Annotated in this window: 16 protein-coding genes; 13 read left to right on the top strand and 3 right to left on the bottom strand. The window is 40.5% G+C overall.

Annotated elements, in window-relative coordinates:
- Position 1: 1 nt before the first annotated feature.
- From AC3ISE_RS12845 to hxlB, 5 genes are all read left to right on the top strand, one after another.
- Positions 2–1,288, top strand: a complete 1,287-nt coding sequence (locus AC3ISE_RS12845; protein WP_489221287.1) for an MFS transporter — start codon at positions 2–4, stop codon at positions 1,286–1,288.
- A 20-nt stretch (positions 1,289–1,308) separates the two neighbouring features.
- Positions 1,309–1,968, top strand: coding sequence for a bifunctional 4-hydroxy-2-oxoglutarate aldolase/2-dehydro-3-deoxy-phosphogluconate aldolase (locus AC3ISE_RS12840; protein ID WP_489221286.1), 660 nt, complete (start codon positions 1,309–1,311; stop codon positions 1,966–1,968).
- Positions 1,969–2,065: 97 nt separating this feature from the next.
- Positions 2,066–3,058: a LacI family DNA-binding transcriptional regulator gene (locus AC3ISE_RS12835; protein WP_489221285.1), complete on the top strand. Its 993-nt coding sequence runs from the start codon at positions 2,066–2,068 to the stop codon at positions 3,056–3,058.
- 174 nt (positions 3,059–3,232) lie between these two features.
- A complete protein-coding gene (gene hxlA, locus AC3ISE_RS12830) occupies positions 3,233–3,874 on the top strand; it encodes a 3-hexulose-6-phosphate synthase (RefSeq protein WP_489221284.1) in 642 nt (213 codons plus the stop codon).
- The gene (gene hxlB / locus AC3ISE_RS12825; protein ID WP_489221283.1) at positions 3,861–4,409 is read left to right on the top strand and encodes a 6-phospho-3-hexuloisomerase; all 549 of its coding nucleotides are present in this window, start codon (positions 3,861–3,863) and stop codon (positions 4,407–4,409) included. Before hxlA ends, hxlB begins: the two co-directional genes overlap by 14 nt.
- A gap of 230 nt (positions 4,410–4,639) precedes the next feature.
- Here hxlB and AC3ISE_RS12820 read toward each other — a convergent pair whose 3' ends face one another.
- Complete coding sequence (locus AC3ISE_RS12820) at positions 4,640–5,071, bottom strand: VOC family protein (protein ID WP_489221282.1); 432 nt, start codon at positions 5,069–5,071, stop codon at positions 4,640–4,642.
- Positions 5,072–5,341: 270 nt separating this feature from the next.
- Between AC3ISE_RS12820 and AC3ISE_RS12815 the strand changes: the two genes are divergently transcribed.
- The 4 genes from AC3ISE_RS12815 to AC3ISE_RS12800 all read left to right on the top strand — a co-directional run bounded on the left by AC3ISE_RS12815 (position 5,342) and on the right by AC3ISE_RS12800 (position 7,898).
- Complete coding sequence (locus AC3ISE_RS12815) at positions 5,342–5,881, top strand: RNA polymerase sigma factor (protein ID WP_489221281.1); 540 nt, start codon at positions 5,342–5,344, stop codon at positions 5,879–5,881.
- Entirely contained in the window at positions 5,871–6,782 is a 912-nt protein-coding gene (gene spoIIP, locus AC3ISE_RS12810) for a stage II sporulation protein P (protein ID WP_489221280.1), read from the top strand. The genes AC3ISE_RS12815 and spoIIP overlap by 11 nt, the downstream gene beginning before the upstream one ends.
- Positions 6,783–6,981: 199 nt before the next feature.
- Positions 6,982–7,308 (top strand): nuclease-related domain-containing protein, encoded by a 327-nt coding sequence (locus tag AC3ISE_RS12805; protein ID WP_489221279.1) that lies wholly within the window; start codon positions 6,982–6,984, stop codon positions 7,306–7,308.
- Positions 7,309–7,361: 53 nt separating this feature from the next.
- Positions 7,362–7,898 (top strand): hypothetical protein, encoded by a 537-nt coding sequence (locus AC3ISE_RS12800; RefSeq protein ID WP_489221278.1) that lies wholly within the window; start codon positions 7,362–7,364, stop codon positions 7,896–7,898.
- Between the two features lie 835 nt (positions 7,899–8,733).
- On the opposite strand, the gene AC3ISE_RS12795 is transcribed toward AC3ISE_RS12800, so the two are convergent.
- Complete coding sequence (locus AC3ISE_RS12795) at positions 8,734–9,129, bottom strand: SET domain-containing protein (RefSeq protein ID WP_070875690.1); 396 nt, start codon at positions 9,127–9,129, stop codon at positions 8,734–8,736.
- Positions 9,130–9,325: 196 nt separating this feature from the next.
- Between AC3ISE_RS12795 and AC3ISE_RS12790 the strand changes: the two genes are divergently transcribed.
- Positions 9,326–9,904 (top strand): hypothetical protein, encoded by a 579-nt coding sequence (locus AC3ISE_RS12790; RefSeq protein ID WP_489221277.1) that lies wholly within the window; start codon positions 9,326–9,328, stop codon positions 9,902–9,904.
- A 19-nt stretch (positions 9,905–9,923) separates the two neighbouring features.
- Here AC3ISE_RS12790 and ppc read toward each other — a convergent pair whose 3' ends face one another.
- Positions 9,924–12,689: a phosphoenolpyruvate carboxylase gene (gene ppc / locus AC3ISE_RS12785; protein WP_489221276.1), complete on the bottom strand. Its 2,766-nt coding sequence runs from the start codon at positions 12,687–12,689 to the stop codon at positions 9,924–9,926.
- A 207-nt stretch (positions 12,690–12,896) separates the two neighbouring features.
- Between ppc and AC3ISE_RS12780 the strand changes: the two genes are divergently transcribed.
- The 3 genes from AC3ISE_RS12780 to AC3ISE_RS12770 all read left to right on the top strand — a co-directional run bounded on the left by AC3ISE_RS12780 (position 12,897) and on the right by AC3ISE_RS12770 (position 15,667).
- The gene (locus AC3ISE_RS12780; protein ID WP_489221275.1) at positions 12,897–13,328 is read left to right on the top strand and encodes an NUDIX hydrolase; all 432 of its coding nucleotides are present in this window, start codon (positions 12,897–12,899) and stop codon (positions 13,326–13,328) included.
- A 216-nt stretch (positions 13,329–13,544) separates the two neighbouring features.
- Positions 13,545–14,558, top strand: a complete 1,014-nt coding sequence (locus AC3ISE_RS12775; RefSeq protein ID WP_489221274.1) for an STAS domain-containing protein — start codon at positions 13,545–13,547, stop codon at positions 14,556–14,558.
- 440 nt (positions 14,559–14,998) lie between these two features.
- Entirely contained in the window at positions 14,999–15,667 is a 669-nt protein-coding gene (locus tag AC3ISE_RS12770) for a hypothetical protein (protein WP_489221273.1), read from the top strand.
- The last annotated feature ends 6 nt before the right edge of the window (positions 15,668–15,673 follow it).

The following is a 15,673-nucleotide window of genomic DNA, read 5'->3' as shown; positions in this document are numbered from 1 at the left end:
GATGAAGCAACCATTAGCAAAACAAAGATGGCTCCGGTTAATACCAGTTGTTTTTATCACATACAGCCTTGCCTACCTGGACCGGGCGAACTATGCGTTCGGCGCTGCAGGCGGAATGGCGCAGGATTTGCAGATTACTCCTGCTATTTCTTCGCTGCTTGGATCTCTGTTCTTTTTAGGGTATTTCTTTTTCCAGGTTCCAGGAGCTCATTATGCTGAAAAGAAAAGTGCCAAAGTGCTGATTTTCTGGTCGCTGATCGCTTGGGGAACTCTTGCGACGGCAACAGGAATGGTTTCAAATGTAAATTTCTTATTTATTATCAGATTTATGCTTGGTGTTGTAGAAAGTGCCGTCATGCCGGCTATGCTTGTCTTTTTAAGCCATTGGTTCACTAAAGCAGAACGATCCCGTGCCAACACATTTCTTATCCTTGGAAATCCGGTAACGGTTTTATGGATGTCGATCGTTTCAGGTTATTTGTTGGAAGCATACGGCTGGAGATGGATGTTTATTATTGAAGGACTTCCAGCAGTTATTTGGGCATTTTTATGGTGGAAGCTAGTGTTCGATCATCCTAAAGATGCAAAATGGCTCAGCGCAAAAGAAAAAGCGGACCTTCAGGCTGCACTCGAAAAAGAACAGGAAGGAATCAAGCCTGTTAAGAATTACCGTGAAGCGTTTAAATCGAAAGTCGTTATTTTACTGGCAGCACAATACGCTCTTTGGAGTGTCGGACTTTACGGATTCGTAATGTGGCTTCCTTCTATTATAAAAGCAGCACCGAACATGAGCATTGTCCAAACAGGATGGTTATCCGCCGTCCCTTATGTTTTAGCTGTCATCCTTATGCTTACCGCTTCACATTTCTCAGATAAGCTGCAAAAACGGAAAGAATTTGTCTGGCCGTTCCTGTTTATCGGTGCGATTGCCTTTTATGCTTCGTACTTAATTGGACCGAATCATTTCTGGATCAGTTTCGTCCTACTAATTATAGCTGGGGGCGCAATGTACGCGCCATATGGACCGTTTTTCGCCATAATCCCAGAGATTCTGCCTCGAAATGTAGCTGGAGGAGCAATGGCCTTAATCAACTCAATGGGTGCACTTGGTTCATTTGTCGGGTCATACGTCGTTGGTTATCTGAACGGTTCAACCGGCGGTTTTGCTGCATCATACATTTTTATGGCAGGTTCATTGCTGCTGTCAGCCATCTTGACTATTGTCGCGACGAAACAGGCAAAGGAAAAGCATATAAAACAGCCGAACGTTAATACCAATATTTCATAATAAAAAGAGGAGTGGAGAATATGGGAGTAACTGAAATTAAAAACCGCGGAGTTGTAGCTGTTATAAGAGGAGCAACGCCTGAATCCATCATTTCAATCGGAAATGCTTTAAAAGACGGCGGGGTTACAGCTCTTGAAATCACGATGGAAACGCCTCGGGCAGCGACTGTAATTGAGGCTGCAGCGTCATACTTTGGAGATGATGTGCTTGTTGGAGCAGGGACCGTCCTTGATCCGGAAACGGCACGGATGGCCATTCTTTCAGGGGCAAAATTTATTTTTTCGCCAACGGTGCGAAAAGAAACGATCACAATGACTAAACGCTATGGCGTGATTAGTGTTCCAGGGGCATTTACACCGACAGAAATACTTACAGCCTATGAATATGGAGCAGATATGATTAAGGTGTTCCCGGCTGATGCTTTCGGACCTTCCTATTTAAAAAATATTGCCGGCCCGCTGCCTCACATCCCGCTGATGCCGACTGGCGGAGTTGATCTTCATAATACAGCTGACTATATTAAAGCAGGCGCTGTTGCAGTTGGGGTAGGGAGTACTCTAGTGAATACAAAAAAACCATTAACGGAAGAAGCCCTATTTAATATGAAAGAAAAAGCTGCAGATTTTATAAACGAAGTAAAGAAAGCAAGAGAAGAAATGCAAATGGCCGCTCGAGTATGAGCGGCCAAGCATTTTTAGCTGACGAAGAGGAGAGTGGATTAATGTCTGTTTATCCGATAAAATGATTGGTACGAACAGATTGGAAAGAGTTGATAAGATGGCAAGAGTGACGATGGCTGACGTGGCTAAAGAAGCAGGAGTTTCTAAAAGCACGGTCTCTCAATTTATAAATAAACGCTATGAATATATGGGCGAAGACACGAAGAAAAAAATTGATGAAGCGATCAAATTTCTCGGTTATCAGCCCAACTATCTGGCAAGAAGCTTAAAGCAGAAACGGACATCGATGATCGGCATTATCGTCGGAAACATCATGCACAGGCTCTCGACAGAGGTCAGCCGTTCAATAGAGGATTACTGTCATAAGCATGACATTCATGCCATTCTCTGCAATGCCGATGACAATCCTGAAAAAGAGCGCAAATATATTGAAGTTCTTCATGCGAAGCAGGTAGACGGGCTGATTATTTTTCCGACCGGACAGAACCTGGATCTGTATCAGAAGCTTATCGATGAAGACTATCCGGTCGTTTTCATGGACCGAAAGATTGAAGGATTAAAAGCCAATTATGTCGTGGCAGCGAACCGTGATGCAACGGAAGAATCCATTAAGCACCTGATTTCAGGGGGACATACGAAAATAGCGATTGCGACGCAGCCGCTGATGATCAGTCCTAGGATTGACAGGTTAAAGGGTTATAAGCAGGCGCTGACTGAAGCGGGTATCCCTCTCATTAAAGAGTATATGATTCATGCAGAACGGGAGCAGGTGAAACATGAATTGGAAAAGCTCTTTGCTCTTAAAGAGCCGCCAACTGCCCTTTTTGCCGGAAACGATTTAGTTTTCATCGAGATCCTTGAATTTTTTAAAGACAAACAGATGAAAATCGGGAAAGATGCCGCGTTAATTGTGTTTGATAACATTCCGCTCGCTCATTTAGCTGAAACACAAGTAACCACCATTGCCCAGCCAGGGTATGAAATGGGACAAAAAGCGGCTGAAATCCTGCTGAAGCAAATTAACAAAGAACAGAACGATGTTCACGAGCATGTTTTTCCATGCGAACTCATTATAAGAGAATCATCGTAAGAGATTCTCTTTTTTAAAGGCTCTTTTCGTAAATATTGTTGCTAAAGACTAAATATTTTTAACTCTAAGTGGATTGCAGCGGAAGGAACGGGCAACATTTGTAATGAAAAACAACAACCTATGCGAAAACAGACTTTTTTAAACATTTACTAAACCGGTTTAGGGAGTGGTTTGATGAAAATTCAACTGGCGCTTGACCGTTTATCGATTGATGAAGCCATTAAGATAGCCGGACAGGCAGAACCATACATAGACATCATTGAAGTCGGAACTTCTCTGATTAAGGAATTCGGGGTTATCAGCATATCGAGGCTGAAAGAAGCTTTTCCAGATAAACTGATTTTAGCGGATATGAAAACGATTGATAATGCCCTGTATGAATTCAATTTATGCTTTGAAGCTGGGGCAGACATCGCCACTGTCATGGGAGTAAGTCCGCTTCAGACAATTGAAACGTGTCTCGAAGCTGCTGCAAACCATCAGAAAAAAACAATGATTGATTTATTAAACACAACGGCAGAACAAAAAGCAGCTCTTTTTCCTTATACCGAGGCTATTTTTTGTGATCATGTCAGCAAAGATGTGCAGGAAAAATCCGGATTAAAAAACACAGCTTCAGCCGCATTTGATCCCTCATTGGAGTGGGCAATAGCAGGGGGTATTACAGGAGAATCGATTCAAAATATGGCAGGACCGCTTCCTGACATCGTCATTATCGGATCAGCGATTACAAAATCCACACAGCCTGAAAAAGCAGCTGAAGCATTGCGTGAAATCATAGAAAGAAAGAAGGCGGAATCAAATGAACCAGCTTGAAACGATTTTATCTGAAATAGAAACAGTCCTGAAAAGAAGCAGCTCACAGCAGATCGAGCCGATTGTCAGTGAGCTATTAAAAGATCAGCGGATTTTTGTTATTGGCGAAGGCCGTTCGGGGTTAATGGCAAAATCCTTTGCCATGCGTCTGATGCATTTGGGAGCAGAAGTCTTTGTTGTAGGAGAAACGATTACTCCGAGTATATCAGAGAGTGATATTTTAGTAGCTGTCTCAGGGTCCGGCACGACAAAAAATGTTGTCTGGACTGCGGAAAAAGCTAAATCACTCGGGTGTACGATTATCGCTGTAACCGCTGATGCTGAATCGCAGCTCGCAGGACTTGCCGCCCATATCCTTCACGTACCGGCAGCAACCAAATACCGCAAAGAAGGCGAACAGCCTACTATTCAGCCTTTGGGATCGTTATTTGATCAATGTGTTCATATTCTTTTTGATGGAATTTGCCTGCAATATGCAGAAAAGAAAAAAATCAGCAATGAACAGGCGTTTCAGAAACATAGTAATATGGAGTAGGTAAATTAAATGAAGAGCTTGGGTCAACTTCTGACTCAAGCTCTTTTCTCATCGTTTAGGAAATTATAAAATGAAATAGGTTGTGGATAATGAAATAAAGTTATCTACGGCAAGCGCAAGCGCCTAGATCCTCGGGTAGAACAAATGCGCCAAAAAAGGCGGGACCCGGAATTTTCTGTCGGATTCTTATCTGCCTGTCGGAGCGGGCCTTGGCGCTTGCGCTTTTGTTCTTATAAAGTAAGCATCGCCCCGCGCTCATCAAAAGTCGAATCAGGATTCCAGGCTATTTCCCACAGATTGTTTTCGGGGTCTGCGAAATAAGCTGTTCTTCCACCCCAAAAGGCGTCGCTTGGCTCTCTTACTATTTTCCCGCCGCTGCGTCTGACTTGTTCAATCGCTGTGTCAACCTGTTCAGGCAGATCAACATTGATGGCAAAGGTTACGCCGCTATAATGATTGGGTGATTTATGAATTTCAACACCCGCATCTTTAGCCAAATCTTCCAAAGGAAACAGCGACAGCAGCACACCAGCCGTTTTAAAAACGGCATAATTTTCTAATCCATGATCGGTTTCTTCCCACCCCAGCCTCGCATAAAATTCCCGAAGAACAGGCAGGTCCAGACAGCCAACCGTTAGTAACGATACTCTTTGCGGAACCATATGTACCTCCATTTAGATAGATTTTATTTGGTTATTCGATAGTGGAACTTGTTTATCCTTTGTTGGAGTTAAATATCGTTTAGGATGATTAGATTAAATGAAACTGATTTTAAGCTAATTTTTCTTACCCCGATAGATTGATATTAACTTATTTTTACATTTGTTTGTTAAAATTTATATAAAAGAACCACTCTTAGACATTAAAAAATTGTAACTTTTCCTATGGTTCAAACGAATAATAACTGAATGCCTATTCGAGGGGGGAGACATTTGTTTGAATCAGAGCAGTTAGAGAAAAACATAAGTGATATTTATAATCAGCATTACTTAGATGTTTACAAATTCCTTATTTGTTTTACAGGTAATCAGCATGATGCAGAAGATATGACCCAGGAAGTTTTTATCCGAGTATTAAACCAATTATCGAGCTTTAATCAAACTGTCAATATGAAAACGTGGATTTTTTCTATAGCTAAGCACATCGCCATTGATCACTACCGCAGAAATAAGTTCACTTCTATTTTTAAAGAGGGATTTTTTCATAGAATGCGATCCAATCAAAAGCCTTCAAATGAGATTGTTGAAGAAAATGAACTGAAGAAAGCTGTTCATATGGCCATTTCTAAATTAAAACCAACATTCAGAGCGGTTGTCATCATGAGAGGGATAAACGAATTTTCGATAAAGGAAACATCGGATATTCTGGGGTGCAGTGAATCTAAGGTCAAAGTAGATTACCACCGTGCCTTGAAGGAATTGAAAACAAAATTACATGTTGATGCATCGGAGGTTATGAAAAATGCAAAGTGATAAAGAACTAATTAATTTATTAAAAGAATCATACCCTCTGGAACCAAGTTCAGAATTTATTTCAAATACAGAAATTAAGCTTAAACACAAAGCAAGAAAGATGAGCAGAAATAACAGAATTGGGCAATTTTCAATGGCCACTGCTGGAGTATTATTGGGAGCAATGATACTGACATGGTTCTTTATAATTAGCGGGAATGATGTTATTTTGAAAACAGTTTCCTCTACAAAAGATCAACAAGTATCAATCCCAGATTATCAACAAGAGCCTGCTATATTAATTTATAGCACACATAATCATGAATCATTTATTCCGGAGTTAGATGCAGATAATATAAATGAGGCTTATCACGAAGATATAAATATTTTAAAAGTTGGAAAGAAACTGACTCAATTACTGGAAAATGAAAAGATCAATACGATTATTGATGACACGGATTTTATGGGAGAGATGAAAAAAAGAAACTTAACATTTCAAAAAAGTTATCTGGTTTCCAGAGAGAGTATTGAAAATGTTCTGAGTAAAAATAACCGTATACAAATGGTATTTGATATTCATAGAGATGCACAGAAGCGGGATGTTACTACACTAAATATCGACGGAATGGAATACGCAAAAATCGCTTTCACCATTTCTTCTGACAATAAGAATTATGACCAAAATAAAACATTTGCACAGCTCCTAAGCGATAGGTTGGAAGAGAGCTATCCAGGAATATCAAGAGGTGTTTTTCTCAAATCGCAAAGGGCTTATTCTAACTATTCTTATAACCAGGATCTCCATAAGCAATCCGTGCTGGTAGAAATAGGAGGAGCTGAAAATACACTTGAAGAAGAATATCGAACAGCTGAAGCACTTTCCGAAGTGATAAGTGATGTCATTAAAAATGAGGATAATTGAATTTAGGTTTTGATTGAAGTATTGAATATGAAATGGCCAATTTTGGGTGATTAGAATTGCTAATAACCTCGAGTTGGTCTTTTTTACTGGGTTTTCCTGATCCGATTCGTATTGCGGAGATAATGGAAAAATCAATTTTGTTGATTTGCTGTTATCTTTAATACGCTTTATTATTAGGAAAAAGTGAAAGGAGATTTGCATGTTGATCATGAAGTCCCGCTCTGAATCATTAGAATTACGAATCTTGAGGAATTTAAATGCGAGAATGAATTTGCCTGCAAAAGATAAAAATCACTATGACTATCTAAAAAAGGGGTATGAAGGAGAGCTGAAGTTTGACGAATTGATGACGGACAAAGCTCATAATGGGCTCATTTTAAATGATTTGTTATTTGAGACAAACCGTTCCTTATACCAAAACGATTCGATATATATTACATCAAATAAGATTTATCTTTTTGAAGTTAAAAACTATGAAGGTGACTATTTTATTGAAAGGACCAATGGTTTTCATCTTCAAAATTAGAAATAAAAAATCCCCTGCATCAATTAAAAAGAAGCGAATTATTATTTCGGCGATTGCTGCAGGAACATAATTTCACCTTTTCAGTTACAGCATATCTTATTTTTATTAACCCCGAATTTCAGCTCTATCAAACTCCTCTTAACCTTCCGATTATTTTCCCGTCTCAATTAAACCGTTTTGCAGATACATTGGACAAGAAGTCTAACGCACTAAAAGAAGTTCACTCAACTCTAGCACATAAACTGGTATCTCTCGATCTAGATGATTCACCATATAGCCGTTTACCGAATTATAGCTACGCTCAACTAAAAAAAGGAATACTTTGTCCAGAGTGTTATTCATTTTATACTCCTTTAACCAAATTGCGCCTGATATGCAAAAACTGCAAGAGTGTGGAGGGGCAGCAAAGCGCTGTCATACGCAGCATAGAAGAATTCAAGATCCTCTTTCCAAACTCCAGCATTACTACAAACCAGATCTATGATTGGTGCAGCATCATAGATTCTAAGAAAAGCATTTGGAGAATACTTTCGCAGAAATTTAATAAAGAAGGGCATGGAAAAGCTGCTAATTACGGGGAACTTCTTTGACTATCTTAATTTTAATATAGAGATGAGGCAGCTTGCTATGATTCCACAATTAATGGAATGAGCGTGAAAGGTGGAATCAGAAGGGTGTTATGATTCCACAATCGATGGAAAGAGGAATAACAGTGGAATCAAAAGGGTACTATGCTTCCACAGTTGATTGAATGAGGCTGAAAAGTGGAATCAAACGCTCCTATGATTCCACAATCGATGGAATGAGGAGGCATAGTGGAATCAAAAGGGTACTATGCTTCCACTGTTGATTGAATGACGGTGAAAAGTGGAATCAAACGCTCCTATGATTCCACAATCGATGGAATGAGGAGGCATAGTGGAATCAAAAGGGTACTATGCTTCCACAGTTGATTGAATGAGGCTGAAAAGTGGAATCAAACGCTCCTATGATTCCACAATCGATGGAATGAGGAGGCATAGTGGAATCAAAAGGGTACTATGGCTTCCACTGTTGATTGAATGACGGTGAAAAGTGGAATCAAACGCTCCTATGATTCCACAATAGATGGAATAAGGAAGAACAGTGGAATCAAAAGGGTGCTATGCTTCCACAATTGATTGAATGAGGCTGAAAAGTGGAATCAAACCCTCCTATGATTCCACAATATATGGAATAAGGAAGAACGGTGGAATCAAAAGGGTACTATGCTTCCACAATCTATAAAATGAGGTTGGAAAGTGGAATCAACCGCCCGCTAAGATTCCACAATCAAAGGAATGAGCGTGAAAAGTGGAATCAAACGCATGGTGTGGCATTAAAATGAAATCTAATTATTAAAGGGCAATGCAAAAAAACTGACTCCACCAGAGTCAGTTTTCCCTTTTATTTACCTTCTTCTTCATCTTCCCGGTCAAACCAAAGCAGTTCCTGATCTTCTTCGTCGCCGTTGTAGTTGATGAGTATTTCTTCTCCAGCTTTTATGTCTTTGTATGCGCTGAAGATAAAGGTATGGTTTTCGAAGCTGATTTCATAAGTGGCATTTGGTGTGTAGGAATGGTTGAACAGCATGCCGTAGCCCAGCAGGATGGCTGTGTGGTTCTGGCCATATTCAAATGCGTAATCAGCAAGTGTTGTTTTTTCGATATGTTCGTGTTCGGCATTTGGATAAGGAATCACGGGAGCTTCGTGGATAATTTCGCCTTTTGCGATGTCGCGAGTAGCGAACACGCCTCTATTAAATTCCCCGTCGCTGAGGGATGAAGTTTTGATTTCAATCATTTCGTCACCTGTATGTTCTTTCCTGTTAAGTTTTTTACCTACTTAAGCTTGACAGGTCGCTCTGAGAAAAGCAACTGTTTTCACGGATTGTTCTCATTTTTTTAGTTGGAAATCCTTAAGTTAAAAACATTTAAAGTACTGCTGCAAAGCATAGAATGGTACATTAAAGGAAAAACAACGAACTGGGGAGATGAAAATGAATAGAATCCGCAGCTTTTCAGAATGGATTTATTCGCGGGCTGGATGGAAGACACTATTAGCTTCAATCGTCATCTTTTTCCTGTTCATGCTGTTTGTGCTGCCGAACGTCGCTGAAACGACGAAAGAAATGACTGGTACAAGTGAATCCCCGGATGGAACCTATTTTTATTCTTCTGCAGATTTGTATAAAATAGCTGATGAGTATGGGGCGAAGGGGAGAACATATTACATTCAGTCAAGATTTACGTTTGATGTAGTCTGGCCGCTTGCGTATTTGTTTTTTCTGGCTGCCGTTTTGACGGCGATTTATCGTGTGGTGCCAGCGGGAAGTTCATTTCGGTCAGTTAATCTCATCCCGTTCGGCGGAGCGCTCTTTGACTATCTCGAGAATGCAGCATCTTCCGCTGTGATGGCCAGATATCCAAAGAAAACACCTGTGATTGCAGAACTTACTCCGATTTTTTCGTTTGTAAAGTGGAGTCTGATTTATGCAAGCTTTGGCTTGCTGTTTCTTGGAATATTGATAAACATTGTCTTCTATATAAAAACACGCAAAAAAAAATCGGACACCTAACATGTCCGATTTTTTTACATCAACCTGTGTTACGAAGTCCTGCAGCGATTCCATTAATCGTCAGGAGCACTTCACTTAAGAGCTCTTCATTAGGGAGATCATTTCCAGCTTCCCGGAGTTTGGAAATCACTTCAACTTGGAAAAAGCTTAATGGGTCCACATACGGGTTGCGGAGCCTTACAGATTCCTGGATGTTTGGAAGGTGATCCATTAATTCTGTCTGCCCGGTGATGTGGAGCAGGATTTCTTTTGTTCTGTTGTATTCTGCCCTGATATCGTTAAAGATCCGTTCGGCTGCCTGCTGATCGTCAACCATGGCGAGGTATTCTTTTGCCGCCATTAAATCGGCCTTTAGTAACGCCATTTGCAGGTTGTCGATGGTTGAACGGAAAAACGGCCAGCTTTTGTACATCTGCTGAAGGCGTTCAAGGTTCGCCGCATCCTTTGTCCCGCTTTGTAATCCAGTTCCCGCTGCATACCAAGCAGGGAGGAGCTGACGGCTCTGTGTCCATGCGAACACCCAAGGGATGGCGCGCAAATCTTCAAACCGCTCGCTTCCTTTACGGCTCATCGGACGCGATCCTATATTTAGCGCCCCAAGTTCAGGCAGGGGAGTTGCTTGTTTAAAATAATTCAAGAAGTCCGCATCTTTAAAGACCAGCTCCTGATATTTCTTTAGAGAGACAGCTGATATTTGATCCATCGTTTCTTCCCAGTCATTCGTGCGGATATCTGACTGTTCCGCTTCGTTTGAAACATGTGCGGCAGCTGTAAGGAGTGTAGACGCTGCCTGTTCTAAACTGCGGTAAGCAATGTCATATAAACCATAGCGGGAGGAGAGCACCTCGCCCTGCTCGGTGATTTTCACGCCGTCTCCAAGCGTTTCAGCCGGCTGAGAAAGAAGGCTGCGGTTTAGAGGGCCGCCGCCGCGTCCAAGTGAACCGCCGCGTCCATGGAAAAATTTCAGGCGAATGCTGTATTGCTTGGCCATATCATGAATTTCCTGCTGAGCTTTGTAGAGCTTCCAGTTAGCTGTCAGCGTGCCGCCGTCCTTGCTTCCATCCGAATAGCCAAGCATGATTTCCTGAAGGTTGTTTTGCTCCTCCAGATGCTTGCGGTAGAAATCCAATTGGAACAGCTGCTCCATAATTTTTGGGCCTGCAATCAAATCATCAATCGTCTCAAGCAGGGGAGCGACATTAAGTTTGCTTTCCATCCGTCCATCAGGGTGCAGACGGTAAAGACCTGCTTCCTTGGCAAGAACCATCACTTCAAGAAGATCACTTGCTGATTGCGTCATGCTAACCAAGTACACTTCAATTGACCGCTCTCCAAATTCTTTGTGTGCGCTCCGGATCATATGGAACACATCTAAAACATTCTGTGTTTCCTTTGAGTAATCCTCTTTAAAGGAAACAAGAGGTCTTGGATCCTGCAGAACATCTCCAAGAAGCTTCATTTTTTCTTCCTCTGGCAGGCTGGAATAGTCCTCAGCAAGCTTTACGGAATGGAAAATCTCTTTAATTGCCGCCTCATGCTCGCCGCTGTGATTGCGGATATCCAGGGTTGCAAGGTGAAAACCGAACAATTCAACCTGGCGGATCAGCTTCTGGAGGCTTTTCAGCTCATGGCCTTTAGGGTGATGAAGCTTGACGCTTTGCTGAATCAGCTTCAGATCATCTGAAAATTGCTGGGACGAATTGTAGCCAAACGGACTCTGGGGATCCAGCTTTTTAAGCATAATTGTTAATTTGCAGCGATACACTTCATGCTCAACTTGCCATCTTTCTTTTTTACTTAAAAGAGAAACTTCATCGCGGACCGAATCAAGCAGTTCATCACTGACAGTCACTCTTTTTGTAGACTGGCTCAGACGTTTGCGCAAGTATTTTAAAGACTCTTTATATTTGCGGACAGCAAGCGTTCTGTGTTTATTCAGCGTTTTCCAAGTGATATCTGCGGTTACATTCGGGTTGCCATCGCGGTCTCCTCCGATCCAAGATCCGAAGCGGAGGAAATTCGGAACCTGCCATTCGCTCTCCGGAAAGTTAGACTGCAGACAATCTTCTAATTCCTGATGAATTTGAGGGAGCACTTCAAATAGCGTTTCATCAAAATAATACAATCCATTTGCGACTTCATCCATAACAGTAGGCTTACGGTCACGGAGCTCATCTGTCTGCCACAAAATCACGACTTCATTGAACAGACGATCTTCAAGTTCGGCACGTTCACGCTTAGTATGAATCGGCTGATCCAGACTATTAAGGAGTGTGGCAATCCGCTTATGTATTTCGAGCACACTTCGTCTTGTCGCTTCTGTTGGATGGGCGGTTATAATAAGCTCAAGTGAAAGAGTTTTGAGCAGATTCTGAATCACATCCGCAGCAACGCCATTCTCTTTTAAAGAGGCAACGGCATTTTCCAATGAACCCGGCTGCTTCACAGACTCTTCCTGAAATTGATAATCGCGTCTTCGTCTGATGCGATGATTTTGCTCTGCAATATTAACTAGATGAAAATAAACCGCAAATGCCCTGATAACCTGCTTTCTCAGCGGAGGCTCAAGCGTACTTATCTCACTTTTTAAATCGGCATATATAGAGTCATCCGCATTGCTGCGAAGCGATTTTGTCATCTCACGGATTTTTTCAACCTTTTCTAACAGGGGGTGGCCGCCCTGATGAACTAACACATCTCCAAGCATATTTCCAAGGAACTTTACATCACGGCGCAGTGCCGCGTTATGATCACGATCTTGTATGGTTTCTGTTTTTACCGTCATTTTATGCACCTCTTTTACTGGAATGGATTCCATCTTTTTAACATGTGTTTTTAGAAAATTAAAATAATGATAAGTTTACCATGAATCGTATAAAAATGCATAGTATTCGCTTTTAATTGTTCTAATTTTTAGAATGTTCATGTTAAAATATGGTCACACTGCCTATATTTATATGGACGTGATTACTGGTTTAAGGTGATGAAAGTAATGAAAAGAGTAAATGTAGTTTATGTTCTTTTATATGATGATACTACTAATAAGATATTAATGGTTAAAAATAAAGGCAAACGTTCTTCCTCTTATTATACATTGCCGGGCGGCGCAGTGGAGGATAGTGAAACGCTTGATCACGCTGCCATTCGAGAGGTTAAAGAAGAAACGGGGTTAGAGATTTCTGTCCATGGAATGATTAATATCAGTGAAGCATTTCTAAGAGAAAGAGGACATCATGCCATTTTCTTTACTTTTCTCGGCAGAATAACCGGCGGAAAACAGGAAATCATCATGCCCGGAGAAATAGAAGAAATCACCTGGATGGATGCTGAAAAGGCGTCAAAATATCTTCATTTCGCAGCAGAACAGGATGAACTCACAAATCAAAGTCCTGCCATACCATATACGTTCATAAGAAATCTGTAGAGGAAGCCTCATAGAAAAATGAGCCTTCCTTTCTTTAATGAATTTTTTAAAATGTGAAAGAAATGCTTTTGCAGTTGCCGTAAACAAAGCATCCATTTTTATGATTAAGATAGCAGAGTTTTACAATAATATTCATCTCTGCACAAATTCAAAAGTTGTATGCTATTATATTGATTACATATATATTTATGGTACTTTTTTGAAAAGGAGAAAACGATGAACTCTTCTATTAATATAGGCGGTCTTGATTTCAAATGGGACTTGGAAAATGGTCAATTTTTATTCGAGGGTCAAGATTCTGTGCTTTTTTGGATCTCAAGTGCGATGAAAACGTTCTTTGATACAATTGAAGAAATTTCTGGAGAGGAAGCATCAAATCTGGTTTTTGAGACGACAGGTTTCAGACAGGGATTAGTGGTGGGAGAATACTTTTCTAAATTGAAAAATGTCAGTATTCTAGAAGCGACAGAGTTAATTACAAATACTTATGCTTCAGCTGGCTGGGGCAGGACCGAAGTGAAAGATTTTCATTTAGATATGAAAACACTGACAGTCGAGCTTAAAGACAGCTGGGAACATAAAATTAACATAGCGCAAGGAAAGACGAAGGGAGGCAATTTTCTTCCTGCACACTATGCTGGAATTTTTACAGGACTTTTTGGTGTGAATATTTGGTATAAAGTCCTTCATTATCAACTAGAGGGGCACGAACTTAGTGTCATAAAATACTTTCCATCAGACATTTCGATAACAAATAACATTCACCAACTAGCCCGAAAAAAAGAAACGGAACAAATTATGCAGCTAGAAGCTTTAGTGGAAGATAAAACAAGAGAATTGAAAGCACTTGTTAAACAACTTTCTTCCCCTATTATCCCAGTTCTTGAGGGAATAGTCGTGGTGCCGTTGATTGGAAAATACGATGAAGAACGTGCAGAAGAACTTGCAGATAAAACATTAATGAATCTTCCATCACATAAAGCTAACTATCTGATTCTTGATTTAACAGGCATTGACAACGATCTTAGTCAGCATACAACTAGTTTTATCTCAAAAATTGGCTATGCAGCAAATCTTTCCGGCACAAAAACAGTTCTTGTGGGAATTTCTCCTGAATTAAGTATGCAAATTACTCAATCAGAAATAGATTTCTCTAAATTTGATGCTTTTCAAACTCTTCAGCACGGAATTCTTTATGCTTTAGGGCAAATAGGACGTCAGGTTTTATAACTATAAAGAAAGATAGGCAAGACTTCGAAAACAGAAGACTTCCCTATCATTTTTTTGTTTCCAGTCCTTCTCATATAAATTCAATTTTATAAAGATTAGGCTCTTTTCATACATATTGTTGCTTTAGAATAGATGTTTAAAATTTTTAGTGGATTGCAGCGGAAGGAACTTGACTCCTGCGGGAAAATAGAGCGAGATGGAAGACCCCGCAGGCTTGCCGAGGAGGCTTCCACGCTTCCCGCGGAAAGCAAGTTCCTGCAGCGGAAAGGAACGGACAACATTTATAATGAAAAACAACAATCTATACGAAAACAGCCAAAGATTAAAATAAGATTAATTTTTATTTTTCTTAAGATATATTCCGGAAGTAACTGTTATTAAGTGTGAAAATATGCTATAAATTTCTAGTAACGTTTTTTATTTTTGACAGGAGGACGATCATGCACCAAGTTCGAATACTCGAAGGCTTACTGAACCCTTTTGCCTATTTTGAAAAGCTTCATGAATCAGAAAAAGAAAAAGGTCTCTTACTTAGAATAGCTGCACTTATAGGATTAAGTCTGCTGCTTGCTGCAGGCAGCGCTTATTTAGGCATACATACGGAAGAAATCATGAAGATGATGGATACAGTTGGCAGAGAAAAGCTGGAATCCGCTAAACTTCTTTTCGGGATTGGCGGGCTTTTATCCGGGTTACTTTCTCCTGTGTTTACAATTTTATTTTTCACATTTGTTTTTAGAGTGTTTTTTTATGAGATTGGGTGGAGCAAGCTTTTTACGCTAGGGCTGTTTCCTGCCATTCTATTATTTTTCCAAAAAGCGCTGAACTTCCCGCTCTTCTATTTTTTAGGAATCAATTCTGAATCCTCGCCTTTCGGTTTTGGCGTTCTGATTCAGTTAATGACAGACCAGGCTTTCCTTGTGAATGCGCTAAGTCAAGTTACGATTTTTTTAATATGGAGTGCGTGGATCCAAATGGCAGCTCTGAAAAAGATGTCGGATAAAACGATGAAATCGATCATAGGCATTGTGATATTTGCTCATTTTATCTTTATATTGGTCACTGCTGCATTCGTTTTATTGACGCAAAACTTGGGAATTTTGCTGTAGGGGGAC

It is taken from the genome of Metabacillus sp. KH_069, assembly GCF_057838075.1.
The sequence above is the reverse complement of the archived record's forward strand: the minus strand, read 5'-3'. Positions and strand labels throughout refer to the sequence as shown.